Annotated in this window: 31 protein-coding genes; 19 read left to right on the top strand and 12 right to left on the bottom strand. The window is 65.0% G+C overall.

The annotated features are described in order from the left end of the window. Positions 1-5: 5 nt before the first annotated feature. Both IT549_RS03660 and IT549_RS03665 read left to right on the top strand, forming a co-directional pair. The gene (locus IT549_RS03660; RefSeq protein WP_292970047.1) at positions 6-983 is read left to right on the top strand and encodes a quinone oxidoreductase; all 978 of its coding nucleotides are present in this window, start codon (positions 6-8) and stop codon (positions 981-983) included. Next, entirely contained in the window at positions 980-1,789 is an 810-nt protein-coding gene (locus IT549_RS03665) for an arginase family protein (protein WP_292970049.1), read from the top strand. The genes IT549_RS03660 and IT549_RS03665 overlap by 4 nt, the downstream gene beginning before the upstream one ends. Here IT549_RS03665 and IT549_RS03670 read toward each other — a convergent pair. From IT549_RS03670 to IT549_RS03700, 7 genes are all read right to left on the bottom strand, one after another. Next, complete coding sequence (locus IT549_RS03670; RefSeq protein ID WP_292970050.1) at positions 1,786-2,466, bottom strand: spermidine synthase; 681 nt, start codon at positions 2,464-2,466, stop codon at positions 1,786-1,788. The genes IT549_RS03665 and IT549_RS03670 overlap by 4 nt on opposite strands. After that, the gene (locus IT549_RS03675) at positions 2,463-3,836 is read right to left on the bottom strand and encodes a class II 3-deoxy-7-phosphoheptulonate synthase (protein WP_292970052.1); all 1,374 of its coding nucleotides are present in this window, start codon (positions 3,834-3,836) and stop codon (positions 2,463-2,465) included. The genes IT549_RS03670 and IT549_RS03675 overlap by 4 nt, the downstream gene beginning before the upstream one ends. A 121-nt stretch (positions 3,837-3,957) precedes the next feature. Continuing rightward, a complete protein-coding gene (locus IT549_RS03680; RefSeq protein WP_292970053.1) occupies positions 3,958-6,873 on the bottom strand; it encodes a M16 family metallopeptidase in 2,916 nt (971 codons plus the stop codon). A gap of 113 nt (positions 6,874-6,986) precedes the next feature. Then, positions 6,987-7,475 carry an FKBP-type peptidyl-prolyl cis-trans isomerase gene (locus IT549_RS03685; RefSeq protein ID WP_292970055.1) on the bottom strand — a complete coding sequence of 163 codons (489 nt, stop codon included), beginning with the start codon at positions 7,473-7,475 and terminating at the stop codon, positions 6,987-6,989. Continuing rightward, positions 7,475-7,900: a DUF2147 domain-containing protein gene (locus IT549_RS03690; protein WP_292970056.1), complete on the bottom strand. Its 426-nt coding sequence runs from the start codon at positions 7,898-7,900 to the stop codon at positions 7,475-7,477. The genes IT549_RS03685 and IT549_RS03690 overlap by 1 nt, the downstream gene beginning before the upstream one ends. Before the next feature lie 111 nt (positions 7,901-8,011). Beyond that, positions 8,012-8,548, bottom strand: coding sequence for a hypothetical protein (locus tag IT549_RS03695; RefSeq protein WP_292970058.1), 537 nt, complete (start codon positions 8,546-8,548; stop codon positions 8,012-8,014). A gap of 41 nt (positions 8,549-8,589) precedes the next feature. Beyond that, the gene (locus tag IT549_RS03700; protein ID WP_292970059.1) at positions 8,590-9,651 is read right to left on the bottom strand and encodes a hypothetical protein; all 1,062 of its coding nucleotides are present in this window, start codon (positions 9,649-9,651) and stop codon (positions 8,590-8,592) included. A 144-nt stretch (positions 9,652-9,795) separates the two neighbouring features. Between IT549_RS03700 and IT549_RS03705 the strand changes: the two genes are divergently transcribed. The 15 genes from IT549_RS03705 (at position 9,796) to IT549_RS03775 (ending at position 21,793) form a co-directional block, all read left to right on the top strand. Next, a complete protein-coding gene (locus tag IT549_RS03705; RefSeq protein WP_292970060.1) occupies positions 9,796-10,854 on the top strand; it encodes a hypothetical protein in 1,059 nt (352 codons plus the stop codon). Positions 10,855-10,917: 63 nt separating this feature from the next. Next, the gene (locus IT549_RS03710) at positions 10,918-11,493 is read left to right on the top strand and encodes a NifU family protein (protein ID WP_292970061.1); all 576 of its coding nucleotides are present in this window, start codon (positions 10,918-10,920) and stop codon (positions 11,491-11,493) included. A gap of 26 nt (positions 11,494-11,519) precedes the next feature. Further along, on the top strand, positions 11,520-12,113 hold the full coding sequence (locus tag IT549_RS03715) for a malonic semialdehyde reductase (protein ID WP_292970062.1): 594 nt from the start codon (positions 11,520-11,522) through the stop codon (positions 12,111-12,113). Positions 12,114-12,131: 18 nt separating this feature from the next. Beyond that, positions 12,132-12,752 (top strand): tRNA (adenosine(37)-N6)-threonylcarbamoyltransferase complex dimerization subunit type 1 TsaB, encoded by a 621-nt coding sequence (gene tsaB / locus IT549_RS03720; protein WP_292970063.1) that lies wholly within the window; start codon positions 12,132-12,134, stop codon positions 12,750-12,752. After that, the gene (rimI, locus tag IT549_RS03725) at positions 12,749-13,195 is read left to right on the top strand and encodes a ribosomal protein S18-alanine N-acetyltransferase (RefSeq protein WP_292970064.1); all 447 of its coding nucleotides are present in this window, start codon (positions 12,749-12,751) and stop codon (positions 13,193-13,195) included. The genes tsaB and rimI overlap by 4 nt, the downstream gene beginning before the upstream one ends. 182 nt (positions 13,196-13,377) lie before the next feature. Continuing rightward, a complete protein-coding gene (locus tag IT549_RS03730; protein ID WP_292970065.1) occupies positions 13,378-13,815 on the top strand; it encodes a MucR family transcriptional regulator in 438 nt (145 codons plus the stop codon). Positions 13,816-13,936: 121 nt separating this feature from the next. Continuing rightward, positions 13,937-14,359, top strand: a complete 423-nt coding sequence (locus IT549_RS03735; RefSeq protein ID WP_292970066.1) for a Fur family transcriptional regulator — start codon at positions 13,937-13,939, stop codon at positions 14,357-14,359. Beyond that, a complete protein-coding gene (locus tag IT549_RS03740; RefSeq protein ID WP_292970068.1) occupies positions 14,359-15,123 on the top strand; it encodes a lysophospholipid acyltransferase family protein in 765 nt (254 codons plus the stop codon). The genes IT549_RS03735 and IT549_RS03740 overlap by 1 nt, the downstream gene beginning before the upstream one ends. Next, on the top strand, positions 15,123-16,004 hold the full coding sequence (locus IT549_RS03745; RefSeq protein WP_292970070.1) for a lysophospholipid acyltransferase family protein: 882 nt from the start codon (positions 15,123-15,125) through the stop codon (positions 16,002-16,004). The genes IT549_RS03740 and IT549_RS03745 overlap by 1 nt, the downstream gene beginning before the upstream one ends. Positions 16,005-16,037: 33 nt before the next feature. After that, positions 16,038-17,348 (top strand): tRNA (N6-isopentenyl adenosine(37)-C2)-methylthiotransferase MiaB, encoded by a 1,311-nt coding sequence (gene miaB / locus IT549_RS03750; RefSeq protein WP_292970072.1) that lies wholly within the window; start codon positions 16,038-16,040, stop codon positions 17,346-17,348. 239 nt (positions 17,349-17,587) lie between these two features. Then, on the top strand, positions 17,588-18,607 hold the full coding sequence (locus tag IT549_RS03755; RefSeq protein ID WP_292970073.1) for a PhoH family protein: 1,020 nt from the start codon (positions 17,588-17,590) through the stop codon (positions 18,605-18,607). Positions 18,608-18,728: 121 nt separating this feature from the next. Next, positions 18,729-19,226: an rRNA maturation RNase YbeY gene (gene ybeY / locus IT549_RS03760; RefSeq protein ID WP_292970074.1), complete on the top strand. Its 498-nt coding sequence runs from the start codon at positions 18,729-18,731 to the stop codon at positions 19,224-19,226. A gap of 58 nt (positions 19,227-19,284) precedes the next feature. Next, positions 19,285-20,169, top strand: a complete 885-nt coding sequence (locus tag IT549_RS03765) for a hemolysin family protein (RefSeq protein ID WP_292970075.1) — start codon at positions 19,285-19,287, stop codon at positions 20,167-20,169. 2 nt (positions 20,170-20,171) lie between these two features. Next, positions 20,172-21,056 carry a LysR substrate-binding domain-containing protein gene (locus tag IT549_RS03770; protein ID WP_292970076.1) on the top strand — a complete coding sequence of 295 codons (885 nt, stop codon included), beginning with the start codon at positions 20,172-20,174 and terminating at the stop codon, positions 21,054-21,056. 32 nt (positions 21,057-21,088) lie between these two features. After that, on the top strand, positions 21,089-21,793 hold the full coding sequence (locus tag IT549_RS03775) for a peptidylprolyl isomerase (RefSeq protein WP_292970077.1): 705 nt from the start codon (positions 21,089-21,091) through the stop codon (positions 21,791-21,793). A gap of 88 nt (positions 21,794-21,881) precedes the next feature. On the opposite strand, the gene IT549_RS03780 is transcribed toward IT549_RS03775, so the two are convergent. Further along, on the bottom strand, positions 21,882-22,331 hold the full coding sequence (locus tag IT549_RS03780) for a peptidylprolyl isomerase (protein WP_292970078.1): 450 nt from the start codon (positions 22,329-22,331) through the stop codon (positions 21,882-21,884). A 107-nt stretch (positions 22,332-22,438) separates the two neighbouring features. On the opposite strand from IT549_RS03780, the gene mgtE reads away from it, so the two are divergent. Together mgtE and IT549_RS03790 are read left to right on the top strand one after the other, a co-directional pair. Then, positions 22,439-23,872, top strand: coding sequence for a magnesium transporter (gene mgtE, locus IT549_RS03785; protein ID WP_292970079.1), 1,434 nt, complete (start codon positions 22,439-22,441; stop codon positions 23,870-23,872). Then, a complete protein-coding gene (locus tag IT549_RS03790) occupies positions 23,872-24,267 on the top strand; it encodes a DUF1489 domain-containing protein (protein ID WP_292970080.1) in 396 nt (131 codons plus the stop codon). The genes mgtE and IT549_RS03790 overlap by 1 nt, the downstream gene beginning before the upstream one ends. Before the next feature lies 1 nt (position 24,268). Here the strand turns inward: IT549_RS03790 and IT549_RS03795 are convergent, their stop codons facing one another. The 4 genes from IT549_RS03795 to IT549_RS03810 are packed head-to-tail and all read right to left on the bottom strand — an operon-like array spanning position 24,269 to position 26,178. Next, positions 24,269-24,913 (bottom strand): DUF1109 domain-containing protein, encoded by a 645-nt coding sequence (locus IT549_RS03795; RefSeq protein WP_292970082.1) that lies wholly within the window; start codon positions 24,911-24,913, stop codon positions 24,269-24,271. A gap of 4 nt (positions 24,914-24,917) precedes the next feature. After that, a complete protein-coding gene (locus tag IT549_RS03800; RefSeq protein WP_292970083.1) occupies positions 24,918-25,445 on the bottom strand; it encodes a sigma-70 family RNA polymerase sigma factor in 528 nt (175 codons plus the stop codon). After that, positions 25,442-25,906 carry a DoxX family protein gene (locus IT549_RS03805; RefSeq protein ID WP_292970085.1) on the bottom strand — a complete coding sequence of 155 codons (465 nt, stop codon included), beginning with the start codon at positions 25,904-25,906 and terminating at the stop codon, positions 25,442-25,444. The genes IT549_RS03800 and IT549_RS03805 overlap by 4 nt, the downstream gene beginning before the upstream one ends. After that, positions 25,903-26,178 (bottom strand): DUF2282 domain-containing protein, encoded by a 276-nt coding sequence (locus tag IT549_RS03810; protein ID WP_292970086.1) that lies wholly within the window; start codon positions 26,176-26,178, stop codon positions 25,903-25,905. The genes IT549_RS03805 and IT549_RS03810 overlap by 4 nt, the downstream gene beginning before the upstream one ends. Between the last annotated feature and the right edge of the window lie 152 nt (positions 26,179-26,330).

The following is a 26,330-nucleotide window of genomic DNA, read 5'->3' on the forward strand; positions in this document are numbered from 1 at the left end:
CCAGCATGCGCGCGACCCAGGCATTCATCGAAACCACCGGCGGCCCCGAAGTGATCCAATGGCGCGAGGTGGACTTGCCCGCACCCGGTCCAGGCGAAGTGCTGATCCGGCATGAGGCGGTGGGCCTCAACTTCATCGACACCTATCTGCGCACCGGGCTCTATCCGATGCGCCTGCCCGGCGGGCTGGGGTTCGAAGCGGCCGGAATTGTCGAAGCGGTCGGTGACGGGGTCAGCCACCTCCGCCCAGGCCAGCGCGCCGCCAGTTTCGGCGGGACGCCGGGGGCCTATGCCACCGCGCGGATCGCCAAGGCCGCCGAACTGTTTCCCTTGCCCGACGGGATCGACAGCCGCACCGCCGCGGCAGTGTTCCTGAAGGGCGCAACAGTCGAAGCCCTGGCCGAACGGGTTGCCCCGGTCGAACCGGGCGGCTGGGCGCTGGTTCCGGCGGCAGCGGGCGGCGTGGGCCTGCTGCTGGTCCAGTGGCTCAAGGCACGCGGGGTGCGAGTGATCGGCACCGTGGGCAGCGCGGAAAAGGTTGCGCTGGCCGAAGGCGCAGGGGCCGAAGCCGTATTCCTTTCGGGTGGCGCAGACCTTGTGGCCAAGGTGCGTGAAACCACTGGCGGTAAGGGCGTGCGGGTCAGTTATGACGGGGTCGGCGCGGCCAGCTGGCAAAGCTCGCTCGATTCGATGGCACCGCGCGGCACCGTGGTCAGCTTTGGCAATGCCAGCGGACCGGTGACCGGCGTGGCGCTGCGCGATCTGGCCACGCGCGGATCGCTCTACGTCACGCGTCCGGGGGTCTATGACTATTACCGCGATCCGGCCGAAGCCCAGGCGGGTGCCGCCCGGCTGTGGGACATGGTCGCCAGCGGCAAGCTTTCGATCACCATCGGCCAGACCTATCCGCTGACCGAGGCGGCGCAGGCGCACCGCGATCTGGAGGCCCGGCAGACCACCGGATCGACCCTTCTGCTGCCGTGACCCTGCCCAGCATCGCACTGATCGGGCTGCCCAGCGACGTCAATTCGTCGTTCGAACGCGGCCCGGCGCTGGCCCCGGCGGCGATCCGCGCCGCCTTGTGGTCCGATCGCGGCAACATGGCCTGCGAGGACGGGCTGGAAGTGGGGCTTGACTTCACTCTGGACGATCGCGGCGATCTGGCGCTGCGCGAAGTGCCCGAGGACGATGCCGCTATCACCGCGGCCGTCGCGGCCAGCATCGCGGATGGCGCGACCCCGCTGGCGCTGGGCGGCGATCACGCGATGACCCACCCGGTGGTCCGCGCGGTCCACGCCGCGCACGGCCCGCTGACGATCCTCCATTTCGATGCTCACCCCGATCTCTACGACAGGTTCGAAGACAATCCGCGCAGCCACGCCTCACCCTTCGCGCAGATCATGGAGGCGGGGCTGGCGAGCCGGCTGGTGCAGGTCGGGATCCGCACGCTTAATGCCCACTGCCGCGCCCAGGCCGCGCGCTTCGGGGTAGAGATCGTACCGATGGCGGATTTCACGCCGGATCGGGTGCCGGTGCTCGAAGGCCCGCTCTACATCAGCATCGACCTGGACGGGATCGACCCTTCCGAAGCGCCGGGCGTCTCGCACCCCGAACCTGGCGGGCTGACCGTGCGCGAGGTGCTGGCCGTGCTGCGCCGTCAGCGCGCGCGGGTGGTCGGCGCCGACGTGGTCGAGCTCAATCCGCGCTTCGACCAGAACGAGCGCACGGCTATCCTGGCGGCAAAGCTGGTGCGTGAACTTGCCGCGCTGACGGTGCGAAACGGCGGTTAGACCCGCCCGAACCAGATCACGTGCCTTGGGCCCTTGCCCTTGCCCTGGGCATCATAGCGCGCGCGGACCTCGACTTCCTCGACCGCGAAGCCGACATCTTCCATCCGGCGGCGGAACTTCGGGTCGGGAAAGGCTGACCAGACCGCCAGCACCCCGCCCGGCGTCAGCGCGCGGCGCGCGTTGTGGAGGCCTGACTTGCTGTAGATCCGGTTGTTCTCGCTGCGGACCAGCCCGTCGGGGCCGTTATCGACATCAAGCAGGATCGCATCGAACGGTTCGGGCGCGAGCAGCATGGCGTCGGCCACGTCCTCCATCCGCAGCGTGACGCGCGGATCGTCAAGGCAGCCAGCCGCGATCTCGGCCATCGGACCCTTCGCCCAGGCGATGATCTCGGGCACCAGTTCGGCCACCGTGACCTGTCCCTTCGGCCCCATCTGCGCCAGCGCGGCGCGCAGGGTGAAGCCCATGCCATAACCGCCGACCAGCAGGTGCGGATCGGCCAGGCCCTTCAGCCGGTCAAGCGTCATGGTCGCGAGCTTTTCCTCGGAGCCGCGCATGCGCGTGCTCATCAGCTCGTTATGCCCCAGCACAATCATGAAATCGCGCCCGTGGGCATAGAGCTTCAGCTCCTCACCCCCTGGGACCTGTGCAGTGCCGAGCAGTTCGCGCTGGATCACGCCGCGCGCTGGGCCCGTTCGACCGCTTCCTGATTGAGCATGTCGGCCAGCAGGAACGCCAGTTCGATCGACTGCGCCGCGTTGAGCCGCGGGTCGCAGTGGGTGTGATAGCGGTCGGCCAGTGCCGAATCCGAAATCGCTACCGCTCCGCCGACACATTCGGTCACGTCCTGGCCGGTCATTTCGATGTGGATCCCGCCGGCGTGGGTGCCTTCGGCGCGGTGCACCGCGAAGAACCCGCGCACTTCGTTCAGTATCCGGTCGAACGGACGGGTCTTGTAACCGCTCTCGGCCTTGATCACGTTGCCGTGCATCGGATCGCATGACCACACCACCGGGTGCCCTTCGCGCTTGACCGCGCGGACCAGTGGGGCGAGGCCTGCCTCAACCTTGTCATCGCCGAACCGGCTGATCAGCGTGATCCGCCCCGCCTCACGCGCGGGGTTGAGCAGGTCAAGCTGGCGCAGCAGTTCGTCGGGAGCCAGGCTGGGCCCGCACTTGAAGCCCACCGGGTTGCCCACCCCGCGCAGGAATTCGACATGCGCCGATCCTTCGAAGCGCGTCCGGTCGCCAATCCACAGCATGTGCGCCGAGGTATCGTACCAGTCGCCGGTCAGCGAATCCTGGCGGGTCATCGCCTGTTCGTAGCGCAGATGCAGCGCTTCGTGGCTGGTATAGAAGCTGGTGCCCTGCAGCTGCGGCACGGTTTCGGGATCGATCCCGCAGGCCTGCATGAAGTCCAGCGCCTCACCGATCCGGTTCGACACTTCGGCAAAGCGATCGGCCCAGGGACTGCGGCCCATGAAATCGAGCGTCCACTGGTGGACCTGGCGCAGGTTGGCATAGCCGCCCGTCGAAAAGGCGCGCAGCAGGTTCAGCGTCGCGGCGCTTTGCGAATAGGCCTGCAGCAGCCGCTGCGGATCGGGGATGCGGGATTCGGCGGTGAAATCGATCCCGTTGATGTTGTCACCCAGATAGCTGGGCAGTTCCAGATCGCCCTGCACTTCGACCGGCGAGCTGCGCGGCTTGGCGAACTGGCCGGCCATCCGGCCAACCTTCACCACCGGCTGCTTGCCGGCGAAGGTCAGCACCACCGCCATCTGCAGCAGCACGCGGAAGGTATCGCGGATGTTGTTGGGATGGAATTCGGCAAAGCTTTCCGCGCAGTCCCCGCCCTGGAGCAGAAACCCACGCCCCTGCGCCACTTCGGCAAGGTCCGCCTTGAGCGCGCGCGCCTCGCCCGCGAAGACCAGCGGGGGGAAATTGGTGAGCGTTTCGGTTACCCGGTCGAGGGCCGCAGCATCGGGATAGCTGGGCAGGTGCCGCGCTTCCTTTGCCGTCCAGCTTTCAGGGTTCCAATTGCTCGCCACGTCACATACTCCGGTTCACGAAAGCGCGCGCCATAGCGCCAGATCGACGCAAATGCAAAGACTGCAAAGCCAATCGCGGCAATCGTGAAATTTTGTTACTCCGGCGCTTCGTCCGGTTACCTTACTTCGTCAGCACGGCCCCCGGCACCCAGCCCGGCAGGCTGGCCAGCGTGCGGCCCTGCGGCAGCACTGCCAGGCGCCAGCTGGCGTTGCGGGTCAGGTACTTCTTCGCCAGCGCCTGCATCGCTTCAGGGGTGGTGACAGTGTAGTCATTCATCACCGAACGCACCGTGGTGAAGCGTACCGGATCGGTGGTGGCGCCTTCCATCAGGTACATGATGAACGCGCTGCTGGTGCCCGCGCGGGTCAGCTGCTGCTTGAGCGGTTCGGTGACCAGCCCCAGCTCGTCCGCGCTGACCGGGCGCGCCACCAGATCGGCCGCGATCTCGTCGGCAAGCTGGAAGAAAACCGGCACCGCCTCGGGCTTGAGCTGCGCAATCACCATGATCTTGCCGCCGTTGTCGAGATCCACCGGCCAGTCGTTGACCGCTTGCGGCGAATAGGCCTGGCCCAGCTTTTCGCGGAGCTTTTCCAGCACCCGGTTCTGCAACAGCTGGGTCAGGATCTCCAGCTGGCGGCTTTCGCGGATGTTGGCGGCCCCGCCGCTGGTTGGCCAGCCGATGATCGCCGCGGCCTGGTCCTTGTCGCCATTGTGGTGGAGCAGGACCGGTTCAAGCGAAGGTGCCAGGGTCCGCGCCGTCGCGGGGGCGGTCCCGGCCGGTAGCCCGCCGCGTGCTGGCAGCGCACCGAAGGTCTTCGCCAGCGCGGCGACGGCGGCATCGCGATCGAAATCGCCGAACAGGTGGATCTCCATCGGCCCCTGGCGCAGGATCGGCTCCCACACCTGACGGAAGCCTTCGGGCGTGGTGGCCTCGATCTCCTGCGGATCGGGGGTCCGGAAGGTGGCATCGCGGTTGCGCTCGAAATAGCGCAGATCGCGTTCGAGCATGCCCTGCGGGCTGGCCGCGAAGGCCGCATAGCTCAACTTGCTGGCCGCCTTGGCGCGCAGTACCGGCTGCGGATCCCAGCGCGGCGTGGCGAATTTGGCAGCGAACAGATAGAGCTGGTCGGCCAGGTCTGCCGAGCGGGTATCGGCGGCGAAAACAAAGGTCGATTCCTCGATCTTGAAATCGAAGCCCATCTTGCGCCCGGTCATGATCTTGTCGATTTCTTCCTGGCCCAGCTTGCCCTCTCCCGAACTGACCAGCGCCAGATCACCCAGTGCCGCATAGGGCGCGGTCTGCGGATTGAACGCACGCCAGCCCGCGCCGAAGCGGACCTTCAGCGTAACCCGGCCGGGCTCGTCCTCGGTCGGCCACAGCAGCACCTTGACCCCGTTGGCGAAATCGAGCTGCTCGATGTCGAGCAGTCCGGTGTTCTTGCGGGCCGAAGGCTGCTGCGCGGAACCAATCGGTGGCAGGCTGGCGAAATCGATCGGCTTGGCATCGACCCGCGACTTGCCATCGGCCGCGATCGGCGCGGCCAGCGCCAGCTTCAGCGCCTGCGGGCTCGCCTCGTTCGCCTGCGGCGTGACATAGACCGAACGGGTCACCGTCCCGCGGAAGATCGCGCGGGTGCGGGCCAGCACATTGGCCGGGGTAAACAGCGGGATCGAGCGCTTGAAGATATCAAGCACCGTTTCGGGCGATGCGATAGTTTCACGAATATCGAGCGCGGTGACCATATCATCGGCCAGCCGCGCACCCGGCAGCAGGCGGCGCTGTTCGACCGAGCTTTCGAAGGCGACCGCGAATTCCTTGACCTCACGGTCGATCTCTTCCTGGGTCGGCGGCTTGGCCAGGGCATCGGCAATCACCGCGCGGGTATCGCCGAGTGCGGTCTTCCAGTCCGGCCCCAGCGGCGTGATCGAGACATAGGTAACATCGGCCGAGCGGCTGATCTTCTGCTTGTCCACCTGCGCCACCAGGAAGCTGCCCCCGGCCCGCGCGCGGGCTTCAAGCCGGCGGTTGATGATCGCCTGAGCCAGCGATTCGATCATGATCCCCTGATTATAGACCACCGTATCGCGCACCGGCCGCCACGGGCGCAGCACCGCATAGGTGATCTGGCGCGGCAGGGTCGACTCCACGATCACCCGGGTTTCACCAACCGGGGCCAGGCCCTTGGCCCCCTTGGGCGCCAGCGGATCACCGAACGGCGGTTCAGGCATGCGCGGCCCAACACCCCGCCAATCGCCGAACCAGGTCTTAATCAAAGCTTCCAGCTTGGCCGGATCGATATCGCCAACCGCCACGATCACGCAGTTTTCGGGACGATACCAGCGCTGGTGAAAGGCCCTGACCGAGGCCTGATTGGCACCGGTCAGCGCGGCTTCGGTTCCGATCACCGGGCGCGAGCCCAGCTTCTGCCCGGCATAAAGCGTTTGCTGGGTCTGTTCGAACACGCGCTCAGCAGTGCCGCCGCGTTCACGCTTTTCAGCCAGTACGATCGGCACATCGCTGCGCACGTTGGCTTCCGACAGGGTCGGGGCGATCACCATGCCCGACAGCAGCTTCATCGCCTCGTCCACCTTGGCCCCGCTCACGTCGGGCAGGTCGAGCTTGAAGGTGGTGCTGATCGGCCCGGTCAGGGCATTGGTATCGCTGCCGAAGGTTGCCCCCAGCCGCTGGAAGGTGGAGATCGCCTGGCCATCGCCAAGATACTTGGACTGGCGAAACACCAGGTGTTCCAGCAAATGCGAATAGCCCATTTCGCTCGGCTGTTCATACAGCGAGCCAACATCCATCCGCACGCGGATCGAAACCTGGCCGGGCGGCACGCCGTTCTTGCGCACCGCATAGCGCACCCCGTTGGACAGTTCGCCAAAGATCCATTCCTTGTCCTGCGGAATGTCACTGCCGCGATAGAGCCAGGGAGTGTTGGGATCGACCCTGGGGGCAGCCGGCTTGGCGGGAGCTGGCCTGCGAACCGGCGCCGAAGCCGCTTCGAGTGCTGGCGCGACGACCAGCGAAAGCACGGAGATAACAAGGGCGGAAAGGCGCGCGGCGCGGGATTTCAGGTGCATAGGCGGCAGACTATAGGCAGCCACTTTGTGAAGGGCCAGTGAATAACCGACCCTGCACGAAAGCATCAACGCCGGGCCCTGGCCTCCAGTTCCTTGCGGGTTATCACCTGGCGCAGCTCGGCCTGGAACACCAGATCGGTATCGGGCGGGATCGGTCCAGCGCCCTTGTCGCCATAGGCCAGCGCGGCGGGCAGGCACAGCCGCACCAAACCGCCCTGCGGCGCCAGTTGCAGGCCTTCGGTGACGCCGGCAACCAGCCCGGCGATCGGGAAGGTCTTGTCCACTCCCTGATCGAACACTTCGCCCGAATAGGCCGAATAGATGATGTAATCGAGCTGCACCACGTCGACCGGGGTGGGCAGCCGGCCCTTGCCGGGACGCAGCAATTGATAACCCAGGCCGGACGGCGTCTTGTGCGTGCAGGTGCGGAATGCCTCGCTCACCACCGGCTGCAGCGGCACCGGCAGGATCGGCTGCGGCTGCGCCTGCGCCTGGGCCTGGGCCTGCGCTGCCTGCGCCGCAAGCAGCACCGTTGCCATGGCTGCCCGGCGCACTACTGCCGCTCCCACACCTGCGACTTGCAGAGCAAACCACCCAGGATGCAGCCGCTGATCTTGAGGTGATTCACATCGATCTGCCTGATCGTCGAATAGTAACTGTCGTTGCGGTCAGGCACGAAAACCTTGCCCTGCCACCTGTTGGCGCCGGTCTGCTTGTAATCGCGCAGCAGCCGGGTGCCGACCAGCGGCGGCGCCCCGGCCTTGCGGGCGGCAGCCTGCGCGTCGGGCGAGGCTGAAGTGACCGTGCCGCACAGCAGCTTGCCGCACATCGCGGTCGATACCGTAACATTGCGCTTGGGGTTGATCCAGTTGCCGACGACCGCACCGGGCGGAAGCGACGACGTTGCCGCCACCGCGCCATTGGCCATCCACACCAGCCCCACTGCGGCGAGATTTAACCCACTGCGATACAGACCCATTCGGCAGTCCCCCTGCCCAGGCGTTGTTGCATAGGTGCTGCGTGCCGCGCAAGCAGGGGGAATAGCTTGATGACAGGGCAAGGCGCGCTCAGGCAAGTACGGCGGGACGACCTAGTGACCGTTCGTCGACGGACAGTTCCATTGAAAAGCCCAATTCTGATTCACGTTGAACTTCCACTTCCCGAGCGCTTGAAAATTGGGAATCTCGGTACAGCCATGGGTTGGTGTTGAAGTATGATTTGTGTAAATTCGAATGACATTGCGCCCGTCCGGGTCATGAGCCATCGAGACATTGTTATCGTTGATGAAGTGGGAATGGCGTTCGTAGTTCGTGCTCAGTTTTGAGACCTGTCCGGCGGTTTCAAACCCCTTGGTGGCGGTGGTTTTCAGGCCGTTCTGAAGACCAACGATCGCGTTCTTCTGCGTTTTGAGTTCGGCCTGAAGCGCGGCAAGCTGCCCCTCCAGCTCGGCAATCCGGGCTTCGGCCCGTCCCTCGCCGCTGACCGTGTTGGCGGTTCCCGGTGAAACCTGCGCGGTGGTGATCTTGATCGGGGCCGGCCGGTTGGTGGTTGTCACCTGGCCAACCAGCGCCGCAGACCCAAGCCCCGCCAACAGGGCCACCGAAACCATCTGCACCATTTTACGCATGAAATATCCTCTTCTTTGATGGAGCTTGCCAGGAAGTGAAGTCAGCGCTGGTCGCGGGCCAGACAGCGCACCCGGGCGCGCACGATCCCCACTGTTGAATTGGCTACGTTCAGTTTCCAGTAGGTGTGGCCGTCGGGGTGCTTTTCCCGAACGATCGCGACATGGTGGTTGTGATCCCCCAGGTTGCCGGCAATGGCCGTCAATCCGCACAGGCTGCCGTCGACCGCCGACAGCCACCTTGCGCCTTCCACCCAGGTCTCGGCCGGCTGGACCTTTTCCCAGTTTTCGTACTTGTTCGACCAGCCTTCGAAAGTTGCCGCCGCGAAGCTGGTGGTCTTGCCCTTTGGGCCAATGTATTTGACCGGCCCCGAACCGTTCATCTGTACGGCAATCGCCGAACCAGCGGCGTAACCCGAACAGCCATAGACATAAACTGAGCTCCCGCCGACCTTCACACTGTCCCCGCCACCGCGGAACTTGCCGGCCACTTCAGCCAGGAAATGGGCGACGTTCGGCCCGTCGAGCTCGGATTTGAAGCGATGCTCATCACAGCCGCCATATGATTTTGTCGGCAGCGGAGCCGGGAAGATCTTTTCGTTGCCGACCATTGCGGTGGTAAAGCGATCCTTCTTCACACATGTCGCCCCGGCCTGTATATGTCCGGCGGCGCTGGTGCCGGATAGCCGCCACATGACCTGGCCGTTGGGCAGCTTCTTCAGGTCGATCAGGACATGTTCGGCCCCGCCGGCGAAGTTGCCACTGACCCTGGTGAGCACGCAGATCATCGAATCTGCCGACCCCATGTAGATCGGCTTGTCTCCGCTGGTCCAAGTGAAGTCCACCGGATCGAGCGGCAGCTTGAGCGCTGCGTCGATCATCTTGTCGAAATCAACGCCGCTCAGCGGCCCCGAGGCCGGTTTGGGGGAAGGCTTGCCGATCTTGATCGGCGCCGGTGCCGGCGTCGGGCTGGGCGACGGGGTGCCCAGTTTGATCGGCGGCGGCCGGCCGTTGGGTTCGGCCTGCGCGGGTTCGAGCATGATGATCCCGCCCAGGGCAACCATGCCAAGACCCAGCGAAGTGAAACCGCCGATCGTGCCCCGCATTGGCCGCCCTCCTTGATCGCATGACTTTGCTGCGAGGCTATCCAAAATTCGGACTTGAAACTGTTGCCGTTTGGAGGGAGTTTGCGCGCCGGTCGCTCAGGGGGTCGAGGCAGGCAAAAGTCGCCGGGCCAGGGGGCAAGATCGATGGGACCATCGGCAACAATCCAGCATATCCGGCATATTGCCGCGCAGGGGCTTGGCGCGCGGCTGGCGATTCCGGCCATGGTCGATGCGATGGAGCGGCTGATTCCGTCACGCACCCGCACCTTCATGTGGCTCGACGATGACGGCAACCAGACCGACATGTACGAGCAGCAACCGATCCCCGAAGCGATCGAGGCAATGATCGCGGCCGGCCCCGAACTGGCTGCTGATCCGCACGCGCCATCAACCAACAAGATGGCCCAGTCGCCCTTCGAATATGGCGGCTGGCGGGTATTCGAACACTTCCCCGGGTGGGACAAGTCGATGCTCAAGAACGAGATTTTCCGTCGCTACGGGATCGGCAACAACCTGGATTTCCCCTTGCGCCAGGGCCGCAAGACCCGCGCGATCCTGGCCTTTGGACGCGAACCGGGCAGCAGCAGCTATACCCGCCGCGAGGTTGAGGCGATGCTGGGCCTTCGCGCCCATTTCCTCCACGCGCTTGATTGCGTCGATGTCACCTTGTCGATCGAACAGGCCGCCACGCCCGATGATCCGCAGATCCTGCTGGTCGAACCCGATGGCCGGATCGAAACATCCAGCCCGACCGCAAAGCTGTTGTTGAGCCAGCTGGCAGGCGCGTGGGATGGAAGGAACCTTGTCAACGTGACCAGTGCCCCGGCCAGCCTGCGCGAACTGATGCGGCGCCTTGACCTGGCGGAAGAAGGCCGCAATGCGCAGCCGCCCTCGCAGGTCATTTCCACGCCCTGGGGCACTATCAAGGTCATTGCCCACCAGCGCACCGCCGGCGGCGAATATGTGATCAGTCTGCATCGGCTGGTGCCGCGCGCCCTGGCCCGGATTCGCAAGGCTGCGTTCCTTGATCTGTCGCCGCGTGAGCGCGAGGTCGCAGTGGCAATGTGCACTTCGGCGAATGGCGAAGCGATCGCCCAGCTGGTCGGCCTCTCACCGGCTTCCTACCGTGAGTATGCACGGCGGATCTATGGCCGGCTGGGGGTCGAAGGCCGGATCGGGGTGAAGGACCTGCTCGATAGCTGAACTTGTCGCGCGCCAAGCCGCTGCCTGCTTGACCTGACCCGCGCCGCGCCTACATGGGCAGGCATGTTCATCGAAACCGAATTGACGCCCAACCCGGCCACGCTGAAGTTCCTGCCTGGTGAGCAGGTGATGCCCAGCGGCACCCGCGATTTCCGCGATGATGAGGACGCCGCCGCTTCGCCGCTGGCCAGCGCGCTGTTCGATCTGGGCGATGTGACCGGGGTGTTCTTCGGCCGCGATTTCGTTTCGGTCACCGCCGCGCCGGGGGTCGACTGGTCGGCCCTGAAGCCGCAGGTGGTGGCGATCCTGCTCGATCATTTCATCACCGGCGCGCCGCTGTTCAACGCGCCCAGCGCCGCCGGAATTGCGGTTCCGGCCGAGGATGAGGATCTGGGCGATGATCTCGCCGATGCCGATGTGATCGCCCAGATCAAGGACCTGATCGAAACCCGCGTCCGCCCGGCGGTGGCCAACGATGGCGGCGATATCGTCTATCGGGGCTTTCGCGAAGGCGTGGTCTATCTGACCATGCAGGGCGCCTGCGCCGGCTGCCCCAGCTCCACCGCCACGCTCAAGAACGGGATCGAAACGCTGCTCAAGCACTATGTCCCCGAAGTGAGCGAAGTGCGCGCCGCCTGACCATTTCCCCTTAATCGGAGTACCAAATGTCCCAGCCGCTTGCCGATGCTGCGCTCGATCAGCTGTTCCGTACCGCCCGCACCTATAACGGCTATCTCGACAAGCCGGTCAGCACCGAGCAGCTCCACGCGATCTGGGACCTGATGAAGATGGGCCCGACTTCGGCCAACCAGCTGCCCGCGCGGCTGGTCTGGTGCACCAGCGACGAAGCCAAGCAGAAGCTGGCCGCCTGCACCATGCCCGCCAATGCCGAAAAGATCCTCAAGGCCCCGGTTTCGGTGATCATCGCGATGGACACGATGTTCCATGAAAACCTGCCCTGGCTGTTCCCGCATACCGATGCCAAGGCCTGGTTCGAAGGCAGCGCCGAATTCCGTGAGCGCTCGGCCTTCCTCAACACCACCCTGCAGGGCGGCTATTTCATCATGGCCGCGCGCGCGCTGGGGCTGGATACCGGGCCGATGACCGGGATTGCCGCCCCGGCGATCGATGCCGCCTTCTTTGCCGATCAGCCCAACTTCAGGACGCTGATGGTCTCGACCCTGGGCTATGGCGATCCGGCCAGCATCTTTGAGCGCAGCCCGCGTCCGGATTTCGATACTTTCAATAGCATGGCCTGACGCGCTACAGCCTGGGCGATGAGACTGCTGGCGATTGATTGTGCGACCGAGGCCTGCTCGGTCGCCCTGTTCGAGCAGGGCACGCTGCTGGCCGGAGAATGCCAGCGGATGGGGCGCGGCCATGCCGAAGCGCTGGTGCCGATGATCGCCGCCCTGCCCGGCAAGGGCCAGGCTGACCGGATTGCAGTCTCGCTCGGCCCCGGCAGCTTTACCGGGCTTCGGGTTGGCCTTGCCGCCGCACGTGCGCTGGCACTGGCCTGGCAGGCTGAACTGGTGGGTTACCCCACGCTCGCGCTGGTCGCAGCGATGGCGCGCGAAGGCTATCCCGGCGGCGACATCGACGTGGTCATGAACGGCGGTCACGGCGAATGGTTTGTGCAGCGTTTCGACGCCCAGGGGGAACCGCGCGAGGCGGTGCTGTCACTGGCGCCCGATGCCGCTGCGGCGCATTGTACCGGCACGCTCGCAGCCGGCAGCCGGGCAACCGAGCTGGTTGCCCTGCGCGGCGAGGGAACGGCCTGCGAGCTTTGGCCCGATGCCCGCCAACTGACGCTGCTGCCGGATCATCTGCTGCAGGCTGACACCAGCCCGATCTATGGCCGCGCACCCGATGCGCGCCTGCCCCAGGTGCCGACTTGATCGCGCCGGCCGACGATCTTGACCGGATCATGCAGGTCATGGTCGCGGCCTTCGATCCGGCCTTTGGCGAGGCCTGGAACCGGCGGCAGGTCGAAGATGCGCTGCTGACCGGCAATTGCCATTATGCGCTGGCCTTCCACGAGGGTGAATGTGCCGGCTTTTTCCTTTCTCGAACTGGTTACGATGAAGAAGAGCTGCTGCTGCTGGCGGTCGCTCCGCAGTATCGCCGCCTGGGAATTGCGCAGCAACTGGTCAGCCAATTGGCGCAAGATGCCGCCGAACGCGGCGCAAAACGCCTGTTTCTGGAGATGCGGCAAGGAAATCCTGCTGAAATGCTTTATCGGAACAATGGCTTTATCCCAGTCGGGATGAGATCTAAGTATTATCGCACCCCCAATGGCGAACGACTAGATGCCATTACTTTTACATCGCAATTGGCCTGATGTTTGCTCGATATTTACCCAGTCGAGCAATTCATGATTGTATCAAATGTTGATATCTTGCCAATCAATGCTTGAAAGGCTGGCAGAATCGGTATAGTCAAAAGGTTGCCAAGGGAAACCTTTGGCAAAGTCCACAACGGACAGGGTCGACAAAAACAGAACTGAACTGAAAGGAATTGGCCATGGATGCAACCCATGCCGATACAAACGAAATGCTGGTCACGCTGACCTCGGATATTGTTGCCGCGCACGTCAGCAACAACAGCGTCTCGGTTGATGACGTCTCGACACTGATCGCCAATGTCTATGGCGCACTGGCCAGTCTTGGCCAGGCTGCCGTGGCCGAAGAAAAGCTGCCTGAACCGGCGGTTTCGGTCCGCGCTTCGATCAAGCCGGACTACATCGTCTGCCTTGAAGACGGCAAGAAGCTGAAGATGCTCAAGCGCCACCTGATGACGCATTACAACCTGACCCCGGAACAGTATCGCGCGCGCTGGAACCTGCCCGCCGACTATCCGATGGTTGCCCCCAACTATGCCGAAAAGCGTCGCGACCTGGCCAAGAAGATTGGCCTGGGCCGCAAGCCGGGCGCCAAGCGCGGCCGCAAGAAGGCAGCCTGATCGGTCTGACTCGGTCGCTTAGCCACTTCCTTACGCGAAGCTGACAAAGGGTTAGCAAGGTTGAACTATCGCCCCGCCGGTCTATGATCGGCGGGGCAGTTCATTGGGGATTCCTTACTTCGTGCAACAACCGATCGATATCGAAGCTCTCTGTGCCGAACGTGGCCTGCGCATTACCGAACAGCGCAAGGTCATCGCCCGGGTTCTGTCCGAAGCAACCGACCATCCCGATGTCGAAGCCCTGCATGAGCGCGCCTCGGCGATCGACCCCAAGATCTCGATCGCCACGGTCTATCGCACCGTCCGCCTGTTCGAAGAGGCCGGCATTCTCGATCGCCACGATTTCGGCGATGGCCGCTCGCGCTACGAAGCGGCGCCGGAAGCGCATCACGATCACCTGATCGATGTCGAGACCGGCAAGGTGATCGAATTCGTCGATCCCGAACTGGAGGCGCTGCAGCGGCAGATCGCAGCCAAGCTGGGCTTCCGCCTGGTTGATCACCGGATGGAGCTCTACGGCGTACGGCTGGAGCGCGAGGGCTGATGCCACTGGCGCTGGCTCGTCCCCGGCGCATCTCATGGCCGGGCTGGGCGCGCGCGGTGATCCGCATCGCCTGCATGGCCGTGCTGCTGCTGGCCTGCATCCCGCTGTTCTACCTGCATCGGCTGGTTTCGCGCCACAATCCCTGGCCCCGGGTATTCCTGAGCGGAGTAACCTGGATCGCCGGGGTTGATCTGGAATATCGCGGCCGCAAGGCGGCGGGGGGAGTGTTCCTGCTCGCCAACCATGTCAGCTGGATCGATATCCCGGCGCTGTCTGCGGCAACCGGCACGGCCTTCGTCGGTCACGACGGCCTGGCGTCGATGCCGCTGCTCAAATGGCTGTGCCAGATGAACGACACGGTCTTCGTTGCCCGGCACGATCGCGCCAGCGTTGCCCGGCAGGTTGAGGATGTGCGCACCGCGCTGAGCGAAACCGGCGCGCTGGCGATCTTCCCGGAAGGCACCACCAGCGACGGCACGGGCTTGTTGCCGTTCAAAAGCTCGCTGCTGTCGGCGTTCGAGCCGCTGCCCGCCGGTATCGCGATCCAGCCGGTTCTGCTCGACTATGGCCCCGAAGCCGCGCAAATTGCCTGGATTGGCGAGGAACACGGGCTCGACAATTTCCTGCGGATCCTGGCGCGTGGTCGGCCGGTCAAGGTCGTGGTCCATTTCCTGCCGCCGCTGGCCGGCGCAGAGCTAGAGAACCGCAAGACCATCGCCCAGGCCGCGCGCGAGGCGCTTCATCGCGAGTTGGCGAGCCACTAGTGCAAGACAGTAAACTCCCCCGGTTCGATTCCAACGAAGCCATCCCCTATGCCGCCGCCGGCACGCCGCTGCCGCTGGGCCTGACCGGCACCTGCCGGTTGTGGGGCCGCTCGATCATGCTGGCCATGGTCCTGCTGGTGGTGGTGCCGCTGCACTACCTGTTCCGGCTGATCAAATATGGCTCGCCCTTCCCGATGTGGTTCCTGCGCGCGGCAGCGTGGATCATCGGCGCGCGGGTCAAGATCCACGGCGTGCCGCTGAAACGCGACGTGTTCTTCATGCCCAACCACGTTTCCTGGTTCGATATCCCGGTGATCGGCGGGATCACCGGATCGGCCTTTGTCAGCCGGGCCGAGATTGCCGACATGTTCATGCTGGGCTGGATGGCCCGGCTCAACCGCACGGTCTTTACCAAGCGCGAAGCGCGGATGAACATCGCCGAGACGATCAACGCCCTGCGTGAGGCGATTGCCGATACCTGGTCGGTGGTGATCTTCCCCGAAGGCACGGTGACCGACGGCCATTCGCTGCTGCCGTTCAAGACCACGATGATCTCGGTGCTCGAACCGCCGCCGCCGGGGATGCTGGTTCAGCCGATGGTGATCGACTACGGCCCGGTGGCCGAATGGATCGCCTGGCTTGATCAGGAATCCGGGATTGCCAATGCCCGGCGGATCTTTGCCCGCCCGGGCACGTTTATGGTCAACGTCCATTTCCTTGACCCGTTCGATCCGCACGAAGTGGGCGGGCGCAAGGCGATTGCGGCAGAGGCCCGGCGCCAGATCGAGGACCGCCTGGTCGCGTCGCTGGGCAAGCCGCTGCGCCCGTTCCGCTTCGACCTGCCGATGGTCGGCTACGTTGCGCCCAAAGGTGAGGTTTGAATCCAGCCGCAAGGGCGGTATAGGCCCCACCCCATGCGCCACACCCCGCCCCCCAGGACCTACCGGGTCAAGAGCTTCGGCTGCCAGATGAACGTCTATGACGGCGAACGCATGGCCGAGCTGCTGGCCGAACAAGGCATTAGCCCGGCTCCCGAAGGCGAAGAGGCGGACCTGGTGGTGCTCAACACCTGCCATATCCGCGAGAAGGCGGCGGAAAAGGTCTATTCCGACATCGGCCGCCTGCGGCGTGAAGATGGCACCGCGCCGCTGATCGCGGTGGCCGGCTGCGTCGCCCAGGCCGAGGGCGAGGAGATCATGGCCCGCGCCCCGTCGGTTTCGATGGTGGTCGGCCCGCAGGCCTATCACCGCCTGCCCGCGATGATCGCCGATGCGGTCGAGGGGCGGCGCGTCGTCGATACCGACATGCCGGCCGAGACCAAGTTCGACATGCTGCCCGCCCGCCGCAAGGTGGGCCCCAGCGCCTTCCTGACCGTGCAGGAAGGCTGCGACAAGTTCTGCACCTATTGCGTGGTTCCCTATACCCGCGGCGCCGAAGTTTCCCGTCCGTTCAACGATCTGGTCACCGAAGCGCACAGACTGGTCGAAGCCGGCGCGCGTGAAATCACCCTGCTGGGCCAGAACGTCAACGCGTGGAGAGACGAGAGCAACCGCGGACTTGAGAAACTGATTGAAGTTCTGGCCGCAATCCCTGAACTGGCCCGCATTCGCTATACCACCAGCCACCCCAACGACATGACCGAGGGCCTGATCGAAGCCCACCGCGACGTTGAAAAGCTGATGCCGTTCCTGCACCTGCCGGTTCAGGCCGGGAACGACCGGGTGCTGAAGGCGATGAACCGCAGCCATACGGTAGACAGCTATCTCAGGATCCTTGACCGGGTCCGCGCAGCGCGGCCCGATATCGCTCTGTCGGGCGATTTCATCGTCGGCTTCCCGGGCGAGAGCGATGCCGAGTTCGAGGATACGCTGAAGCTGGTCGAGCAGGTTGGCTATGCCCAGTGCTTCAGCTTCAAGTATTCGCCGCGCCCCGGCACCCCCGCCGCAACGATGGACGGACAGGTACCAGCGGCGGTGATGGATGAGCGGCTGCAGCGCCTGCAGGGTGCCCTCAACGCGTCACAACTGGCGTTCAACCGGCACTCGGTTGGCACCAGGTGCTCCGTGCTGGTCGAACGCCAGGGCAAATATCCCGGCCAGTGGCTGGGCAAGTCGCCCTGGCTGCAATCAGTCCACTTCACCGCCGATGCCGCGATCGGTGATCTGGTCGAGGTGGAACTGGTCGAGGCTGGCGCGAATTCGCTTTCGGGCCGGCTGGTTCAATAGGTTCACCCTAAGCACCTAAGCTGCTGCATTGGGCCGCCAGGCCCCGCCTCCATTCCAGCGGTGCGGTATGCGGGAATCTGAAGCAGCTTCGCTGCAAGGGTGACTTCTTCGGTTCTTCGGGTGAACCAAATTATCCCCATCCGCCCACCGCACACCGGCTTGCGCGTGGCAGCGGTGCGCCTATCTTCCGACTCAGGGGTACCCCTGCCCCGCGCGAAAGGAGCGCCTGCCCAGCACTTATGGCCCGCAAACCGATTCCCGCCTATCACGAGGCGCCCCGCAGGTCCGAAGCCCCCCGCCGGGCCAGGACCGAGATCGAGTTTGACGAAGCGACCATTCTGGGCGCCTTGTTCGGGCAATTCGATGCCAACCTGGTGCAGATCGAAAACCGTCTGGGCGTGTTCATTTCCGCACGCGGCAACCGGGTGCAGATCGAGGGGCCCGACGATAGCGTGGCCCGCGCCCGCGATGTGCTGAAGGCCATGCACCAGCGCCTGATCCAGGGGCAGGACCTTGATCCCGGCGCGGTCGAATCGATCATCGCCATGTCGGCCGAACCGACACTGGAAGGGATCGTCAGCGGCGATGACGGCGCCCCGCCGATCATGATCCGCACCCGCAAGAAAACGATCGTCCCGCGCAGCGCGACCCAGGTCGAATACATGAAGGCGCTGGCCAGCAAGGACGTGATCTTTGCGCTGGGCCCGGCCGGCACCGGCAAGACCTATGTCGCGGTCGCGCAGGCGGTTTCGCAGCTGATCACCGGATCGGTCCAGCGCCTGATCCTGTCGCGCCCGGCGGTCGAGGCGGGTGAGCGGCTGGGCTTCCTGCCCGGCGACATGAAGGAAAAGGTCGATCCCTACCTGCGCCCGCTCTACGACGCGCTCTACGATTGCATGCCGCCCGAACAGGTCGAACGCCGGATCGCCAGCGGCGAGATCGAGATCGCGCCGATCGCCTTCATGCGCGGGCGCACCCTGGCCGATGCCTTCGTGATCCTGGACGAAGCGCAGAACACCACGCGCGAGCAGATGAAGATGTTCCTCACCCGCTTCGGGATGAACAGCCGGATGGTGGTCTGCGGCGATCCCAAGCAGGTCGACATCCCCGGCGGCCCGGGAATGAGCGGACTGAACGATGCGGTCGGCCGGCTGGAGGGTGTGGAAGGCATCGCGGTCACCCGCTTCAGCGTGGCCGACGTGGTTCGCCACCCGATCGTCGGGCGGATTGTCGAGGCTTACGAGGGGCAAGAGGCCTAGGCCTTCTTACCGCGTCACCCCGGGCTTGACCCGGGGGCCAGCTTTTCTTGATTGCCGCGCAGGCTTGTGCCGCCCTAGGAAGCGGGACCCCGGGTCAGGCCCGGGGTGACGGAGTGTGGATTTGGAACTCGAGATCGATATTGAAGCGGATTGGCCCTCCCCGCCCCACTGGGAGGAGCTGGCCGGGCGCGCAGCATCGGTGCTGGCCGAACTCGCCCCCGAACTTGCCAACCCGCGCCTTTCGGCCAGCCTGCTGTTCGCCGATGACGCCGAAGTCCACGAACTCAACCGCGAATGGCGCGGCAAGGACAAGCCGACCAATGTGCTGTCGTTCCCGATGCTGGAACGCGCGGACCTGCTGGCGCTGCCCACCCTCGGTCCGCCCGAACTGCTGGGCGATCTCGCGCTCGCGCTGGAAACCTGCGCCCGCGAGGCGGCGGACAAGGGGATCAGCCTGGACCATCACGCCGCTCACCTGATCATCCACGGGCTGCTGCATCTGGCCGGTTACGATCATGAACTGGGCCCGGACGAGGCCCGCGCAATGGAACTGATCGAAATAAAGGCGCTTGCACAGATGGGCATTGCCGACCCATATGGCGACCACGACGAGGCATAGGGACCAAGCTGCGGCCATGGCCGAAATATCTTCCGGAGACGGCGACAGTAGAAGCTGGATGAACAGCATGGTGCGCCGCCTGCGCAACCTGGTCGAGCCCGACCAGTCATTGCGTGCGCAGCTGGAAGAGGCGATCGACGAGCACGAGGAAGACGGCGGCGATTCCGCCGATGGCGACCTTTCCCCGCTCGAACGCCAGATGCTGCGCAACCTGCTGCATTTCAGCGAACACGATGCCGACGATGTCGCGATCCCGCGCGGCGAGATCATCGCGATCCCCAAGAGCGCCAGCTGGGACGAGGTGGTCGCGGCCTTTGCCGAACACGGCCATTCGCGCCTGCCGGTCTATGGCGAAACGCTCGACGAGATTGTCGGCATGGTGCTGATCAAGGACGTCTTCCCGCTGCTGGCCAGCGGCAAGAGCCCGCGGGACTGGACCACGTTGCTGCGCCAGCCGCTGTTCGTGCCGCAGGCCCGCAACGCGCTTGACCTGCTCAACGACATGCGCGCCAGCCGGGTGCATCTGGCGGTGGTGATCGACGAATATTCGGGCACCGACGGGATCGTCACTTTCGAGGACCTGGTCGAGGAAATCACCGGCGAGATCGAGGACGAACACGACGATGCGCCCGAGGCGCTGCTGGTCGCGCTCGATTCGGGCATGTGGGAAGCCGATGCCCGCGCCGAACTGGACGATGTCGGCGAAGCGATCGACCCGCGGCTGGCCGAAGTCGAGGAAGACGTCGATACCCTGGGCGGACTGGCCTTCCTGCTGGCCGGGCAAGTCCCCCCGATCGGCGCCATGCTGGAACATGATAGCGGCTGGACGCTGGAAGTTGTTGCGGGCGATGAAAAACGCGTTACCCGTTTGCGCCTGCATCCGCCTGCTCCCCAGGACGAATCTCCGGCCCTTCGACAAGCTCAGGACGATCGGAAAAACTGACCTTGGCCATTCGCCGACTTCCCCCCCTTCGTGCAATCGAGGCCTTTGTGCGGATCGTCCGGCTGGGCAGCGCCCGCGCCGCCGCCGACGAACTGGGGCTCAGCCCCTCGGCGCTGTCGCGCCGGGTTGCCGCGCTGGAAGATTTCATCGGCAAGCGGCTGTTCACCCGCCAGCACCAGGCGATGCGGCTGACCGATGATGGCCAGTCGTTTTACGACGCGGTCAGCCCCAAGTTCGATGAACTGGCCGCTGCGGTCGAAGGGCAGGTCGAAAACAGCAAGGTGCTGCGCCTGCACCTGGGAGTCTTGCCGCTGTTCGGCACCCAGCGGCTGTTCCCGCGCCTGCCCGAATTGCGCAAGGCGCACCCGCGCCTGCACATCGATATCGACACCAGCCCGCACCTTGATGCCCGGGTCGGCGATACGCTGGATGCGGCGATCGTGCTGTCGAAGCGGCCCGATCCGCAATTCCACGCGGTACAGCTCGATCACAACCGGGTTTATGCCTTCACTTCGACCCAGCTGGCCGAGGAAATCGGCCAGAACCCCGATGAAGAGGTGCTGTCGCGCCAGACCTTCCTGATCCACACCGAACTGCCCGACAGTTTCGTGGCCTGGAAGCAGGCGATCGGCATGCCCCGGCTGGAACCGGCCGCGGTCGATCATTTCGATTCCGGCCAGCTGATCCTGGAAGCGGCGGCCAATGGCCTGGGCGTGGCGATCATGCACGACGATCACTTCCACCGCAGCCACGACAGCCGGCTGGCCAAGCTGTTCGAGGTTGAGGTGGAAAGCCCCTATTCCTACTGGTTCATCTGCCGCCCACATGCACTGGAAGTGCGCAGCGTGCGGATTTTCCATGACTGGATTTCGAAGGCGGGACTGTAGCGCCGCCGCAGGGCTTGCGGCACAATCATGCCATGAAACGCCGATTCGTCCTGTCCGCCCTGCCCGCAGCGCTGATCGCGCTGACCGGTGCAACCGCCCCTAAGAAGAAGGGCAAGACCGCCCCCAAGGCCCCGCCGCCCCCGCCGCCGCTGGGCGATACGGTGCAGGTGGAACTGGTGACCGAAATGGGTTCGATCGTGGTCGAACTGAACCACAAGGCCGCGCCGATCACGGTCAAGAACTTCATGCGTTATGTCGATAGCGGCCGCTACGACGGCATGGTGTTTTACCGGGCGATGCATTTGCCCTGGGGCACCGAACCCAACGGGCTGCTGCAGGGTGGGCTCAACGATTTTCCGCTCAAGCTGCTGCCGCCGATCCCGCACGAGCCAACCAGCGTGACGGGCCTCAGCCACAAGGCCGGGACCCTGTCGATGGCGCGCAACGCGCCGGGCACCGCACGGGCCGACTTTTCGATCCTGCTGTCCGACCTGACCAGCTATGACGCCGATCCCAAGAGCCAAAATCCTGATGCCCAGCTGGGCTATGCTGCCTTCGGCCACGTGGTTTCGGGCATGGATGTGGTGCGCAAGATCTATGACAGCCCCCGCTCGCCCACCAAGGGCGAGGGGGTGATGAAGGGCCAGATGCTTGAGCCCAAGGTCAAGGTGCTGAAGGCGCGGCGGGTTCCTCCCCAATCCTCCCCCGCTGGAGGAGGTGGCAGCGCGAAGCGCTGACCGTGGGGGAATTGAGGGAGCGAGCTTAGCGCCCCCTCTGACGCACCTGCGGTGCGCCACCTCCCCCAAAGGGGGGAGGATCCGGATCTTAGCTAACGGTCGCCTTGACGATCACGCCGGGTTCGCGCGGCGGTTCGCCCTTGGGCAAGTTGTCAACGTGCTCCATGCCTTCCTCGACCACGCCCCAGACGGTGTACTGCCGGTCAAGGAAGGTCGCATCGTCAAAGCAGATGAAGAACTGGCTGTTGGCCGAGTGCGGATAGTTGGTCCGCGCCATCGAGCAGACCCCGCGCACGTGCGGTTCGGAATTGAATTCGGCCTGCAGGTCGGGCTTGTCCGAACCGCCCATCCCGGTGCCGTTGGGGCAACCGCCCTGGGCCATGAAACCGGGGATCACGCGGTGAAACTTCACCCCGTCATAGAACCCTTCATTGGCCAGCTCGACGATCCGTTCGACATGGCCCGGGGCCAGATCGGGACGCAGCTTGATCTTCACGTCGCCGCCGCTGCTGAGCGAAAGGGTGAGGTATTCTGCCATGACAATCTCCTGTGATTTGCGGCCCGATATAGGGTGCTTGTGGGGAAAGTCACGCCCACGCGGACTGGCCTGTTGCTTTTGCGATCTAGCGGCCTAGACCGGCGCGGATGACTCCCGAGGAACTCCTGCAGGCGGAAGCGGAACAGGCGCACGAAGCGTCCGATACCGCGCGCGTGGAGGACAGCCTTGATGAGGAGAACACGCTGAAGAAGGACTTCGTCCGGCGGGTCCGCGAAGCGCTGGAAGCGGGCGAAACCGACGAGGTCTATAACCTGGTCGAACCGCTCCACCCGGCCGACGTGGCCGACCTGTTCGAACTGGTCGATGCCGACGAGCGCCCGGCGCTGGCCAAGGCGATCAGCGACCTGATGGGTTCGGAAGTCTTCGCCGAACTTAACGATCACGTCCGCGAATTGCTGGTCGAGGCGCTGCCCGCCGGCGAAGTGGCCGACATCGCCGAACAGCTCGACACCGATGACGCGGTGGCGATGCTGGAAGACCTTGACGAGGAGGACCAGCAGGCCGTCCTCGCCGAGATGGAGCCCGAGGACCGCGCCGCGATCGAAAGCGCGCTGTCTTACCCAGAAGAGTCCGCCGGGCGCCTGATGAGCCGCGATTTCGTGGCGGTAGGCGAACACATGACGGTGGGCGATCTGATCGACTTCCTGCGCGACAACCACGAGCTCGCCAACGAGTTCTGGGAAGTGTTCGTGGTCGATGCGCGCCACCATCCGGTCGGCACCTGCGCGCTCAGCTGGGTGCTGCGCACCCCGCGCCACATCGCGCTGAGCGATGTGATGACCCGCGAGCAGAGCCTGATCCCGGTGACGATGGACCAGGAAGAAGTGTCGCTGCGGTTCCAGAAATACGCGCTGATTTCAGCCGCGGTGGTCGATGCCGATGGCCGGCTGGTGGGCCAGATCACGGTCGATGACGTGGTCCACATCATTCAGGAAGAAGCCGGCGAAGACGTGCTGCTGCTGTCCGGTGCCGGTGAAGGCGACATCAACGAACCGATCCGTGACAGTTATGTCAGCCGGGTACGCTGGCTGATCGCCAACCTGGTCACCGCGCTGCTGGGCGCGACGATCATCTCCAGCTTCGGCGGGGCGATCGAAAAGCTGGTTGCCCTGGCCGCGCTCTCGCCGATGGTGGCCTCGATCGGCGGCAATGCCGGGACCCAGACCATGGCGGTTACAGTCCGCGCGCTCGCCACCAACCAGCTGACCCGTGCCAACACCGGGCGCATCCTGCTGCGCGAACTGCGCGTGGCGGTGCTCAACGGGGTAACCGTGGCGGCCCTGATCGGTCTGGCCACGGCCTTCTTCTTCGCCAACCCGCTGCTGGGCGTGGTGATCGGCAGCGCAGTGGTGGTCAACATCATCACGGCGGGGCTTGCCGGGGTAGCGGTGCCGGTAACACTAGACCGGCTCGATCAGGACCCGGCGGTGGCGAGCTCGGTCTTCGTGACCATGATCACCGATTCGATGGGCTTCTTCGCCTTCCTCGGCCTGGCCGTGGCCAGCGGCCTGGTCGGCTGATGCCGCTGCACCTGACCAAGGTGGCGTTCAAGGCGCAGAGCCTTGAGGAGATGCACACCTGGTTCGCCGATCGCGGCGACGTGGCCAGGCTGACCACCCGTTACCTGCCCAAGCGCCATGCCGAACTGGTCGGCGGATCGCTGTTCTGGATCTTCAAGCGCCAGCTGGTCGCGCGCAGTGAGATCCTGGGCTTCGAAGAGGCCGAAGGCGGGCGCACCCATATCGTCATCTCGACCCGGCTGATCGATGTGCTGCCCAAGCCGCATCGTGCGCACCAGGGCTGGCGCTACCTGAATGACGAAGACGCCCCGCGCGATCTGGCGCAGGGCGAGGTGGCCGGCGATGCCATGCCCGGCCAGCTGGCGGCAGATCTGGCGCGGCTGGGGCTGGTCTAGCTTACCAGGCGATCAGGCGCGGAACTGCGATCCGTCCAATCAGGCCGGCCAGCACCACCGTCAGGCCATGCCAGATCCCGATGTGGACCAGATCGTTGTGCGGGCAGTAGAGCGACACCGCAAAGATCCCCGCCGCGCCCGCTGCCACGCCGGTCAGCAGGCCGGCGCGCTGCGGCAGCACCGGAGCACCGCGCCGCAGCCACCAGACAAGCGCAGCGAAGGTCAGCACCGACCAGCCCAGGCCGAAGCGCATGCAGCCCAGGCCATCGCGGTCAATCGCCAGCGGCATCCCGCGCGCCAGCTCGAATGCCAGCAGCGCCGCTGCGGCCAGCGGCAAGGTTGCCGCCATCAGGGCAGTCCAGCCCCAGCCTTCGCGGCGCATTCCCACCGCCGGCCGGGCCATATCGATCACCGCCCAGGCCGATGCCAGACCAAGGACCAGGAACAGGCTGGCCGACAGCAGGAACATGCCATCAGGACGCGCCGCGACCAGATCAGTCCGGATCGGCCAGAATCCCGCCATGCCAAGCGCGCCAGCAATCAGCGCCAGCACGGCCAGCAGCATGCCGCGCGCCTGCCGCAGCGGCCTTACCGGATGCAGATCATCGACCAGGCCGGCAATCAGATCGTCGGTGGACTTGGGCATCACTTCAGGCTCTTTCTACTAGCGCGGCAAGGCGTTTGAGGCCGCGATGGATGTTGACCTTGACCGCGCTTTCGCTCTGGCCGGTGCTGGCCGAGGCTTCGCTGATCGACAGGCCCTCGATCTTGACCAGCGCGATGGCCCGCTGCTGGGCCTCGGGCAAGGCCTCGAACAGCCGGTCAAGGCTGATCCGTGCGGCGATTGCGGGCTCTTCCAGTTGAGGCGCGGGATGATCTTCGGCCAGTTCATCCTCGGCCTGGCGATAGACCAGCCGCAGGTGATCGACGAAGCGATAGCGCGCGATCGCCGCCAGCCAGGGCATGAAGGGGCGATCGGGATCATAGCTCGCCAGCTTGCGGTGCAGCGACAGCAGCGTCTCCTGCACCAGATCATCGATCTGGCAGGGCATTCCCCTGCCCCGGAAATAGCGCGCCAGCCAATGCCGCGCGGCGCCAAGCAGGGCCGCATAGGCCTGCTTGTCGCCGCGCTGGGCAAGACCCGCCAGGCGGGCCAGGCTGGCTTCGTCAGCGATCAAGCCCGCCTCCGCGCCAGCAGGGCATCAAGGCTGAACAGCCCGCCCCCGCGCAGCACCAGCACCAGCGCCAGCGCCGCCCACAGCGAATGTTCGGGCCACCAGGCATCGGGATAGACGAAGACCTGGATGGTCAGCGTCATCCCCAACAGGCCCAGCGCCGCACCGCGCGTGAACAACCCGGCCAGCAGCAAGGCCGGCAGCACATGTTCAGCGGCATTGGCCATGACCGCGGCGAATTCAGCCGGCAGGGGCACGCCGGCATATTCGGTGCGGAACAGTTCATAGGTGGTTTCGGTCAGCTGGAACCAGGTTCCCTCTTCCACCTTGGTCTGGCCCGATCGCCAGAAGATCCCGCCCAGCACCACGCGCACGAAGGCCAGCAGCAAGCCTTCGGGCACCACGCCCGAAAGCCTGCGCGTGGCCGCATCATAGCGTGAAAGCGTGGCGGCGATCACGCTCACGCCTGGGGCTCCAGCGTGCCGTGCCCCTTGGGGGTCCTGGTGGTGAGGCAGGTGCCCTTGGGAACCAGCTTCCAGGCATTGCCCTGATAGTCGCGGGTCGAACTGCCCGCGCAGCTGGTGCCGGGTCCGGCCTTGCAATCGTTCTTGCCGGCCTTGGCAATGCCATAGCACTTTTCCATCGGCTGGGCAGGGGCGTTGCCCGCGCTGGCGGCACTGGCCAGCGCGGCAACCGCGATTGCGGCGATTGCGGCTGTGGTCTTGGCAGGTTTCATAGGGACTCTCCCGTCGCAAATGCCCGCCGCCGCTGCGGCAGGTACCAGCCAATTCGCCCGGCATCATGCGCCGGTTACAGGTGCGCTCCAAAAAAATAATTTGGCACCTGCTGTAACCGATCCGCCCCGCCGCCGCGAATTCCCCATGCCAC

This window comes from Novosphingobium sp., assembly GCF_020852455.1.
Classification (GTDB): Bacteria; Pseudomonadota; Alphaproteobacteria; order Sphingomonadales; family Sphingomonadaceae; genus Novosphingobium.

Coding starts and splice junctions, on each gene's coding strand:
- IT549_RS03765 (WP_292970075.1), top strand. CDS start 19,285: ATGAACAGCATGGTGCGCCGCCTGCGCAACCTGGTCGAGCCCGACCAG.
- tsaB (WP_292970063.1), top strand. CDS start 12,132: ATGAGACTGCTGGCGATTGATTGTGCGACCGAGGCCTGCTCGGTCGCC.
- IT549_RS03700 (WP_292970059.1), bottom strand. CDS start 9,651: ATGCGGGGCACGATCGGCGGTTTCACTTCGCTGGGTCTTGGCATGGTT.
- IT549_RS03775 (WP_292970077.1), top strand. CDS start 21,089: ATGAAACGCCGATTCGTCCTGTCCGCCCTGCCCGCAGCGCTGATCGCG.
- IT549_RS03795 (WP_292970082.1), bottom strand. CDS start 24,913: ATGCCCAAGTCCACCGACGATCTGATTGCCGGCCTGGTCGATGATCTG.
- IT549_RS03790 (WP_292970080.1), top strand. CDS start 23,872: ATGCCGCTGCACCTGACCAAGGTGGCGTTCAAGGCGCAGAGCCTTGAG.
- IT549_RS03740 (WP_292970068.1), top strand. CDS start 14,359: ATGCCACTGGCGCTGGCTCGTCCCCGGCGCATCTCATGGCCGGGCTGG.
- mgtE (WP_292970079.1), top strand. CDS start 22,439: ATGACTCCCGAGGAACTCCTGCAGGCGGAAGCGGAACAGGCGCACGAA.
- miaB (WP_292970072.1), top strand. CDS start 16,038: ATGCGCCACACCCCGCCCCCCAGGACCTACCGGGTCAAGAGCTTCGGC.
- IT549_RS03810 (WP_292970086.1), bottom strand. CDS start 26,178: ATGAAACCTGCCAAGACCACAGCCGCAATCGCCGCAATCGCGGTTGCC.
- IT549_RS03710 (WP_292970061.1), top strand. CDS start 10,918: ATGTTCATCGAAACCGAATTGACGCCCAACCCGGCCACGCTGAAGTTC.
- IT549_RS03690 (WP_292970056.1), bottom strand. CDS start 7,900: ATGGGTCTGTATCGCAGTGGGTTAAATCTCGCCGCAGTGGGGCTGGTG.
- IT549_RS03705 (WP_292970060.1), top strand. CDS start 9,796: ATGGGACCATCGGCAACAATCCAGCATATCCGGCATATTGCCGCGCAG.
- IT549_RS03730 (WP_292970065.1), top strand. CDS start 13,378: ATGGATGCAACCCATGCCGATACAAACGAAATGCTGGTCACGCTGACC.
- IT549_RS03755 (WP_292970073.1), top strand. CDS start 17,588: ATGGCCCGCAAACCGATTCCCGCCTATCACGAGGCGCCCCGCAGGTCC.
- IT549_RS03780 (WP_292970078.1), bottom strand. CDS start 22,331: ATGGCAGAATACCTCACCCTTTCGCTCAGCAGCGGCGGCGACGTGAAG.
- IT549_RS03660 (WP_292970047.1), top strand. CDS start 6: ATGCGCGCGACCCAGGCATTCATCGAAACCACCGGCGGCCCCGAAGTG.
- IT549_RS03715 (WP_292970062.1), top strand. CDS start 11,520: ATGTCCCAGCCGCTTGCCGATGCTGCGCTCGATCAGCTGTTCCGTACC.
- IT549_RS03695 (WP_292970058.1), bottom strand. CDS start 8,548: ATGCGTAAAATGGTGCAGATGGTTTCGGTGGCCCTGTTGGCGGGGCTT.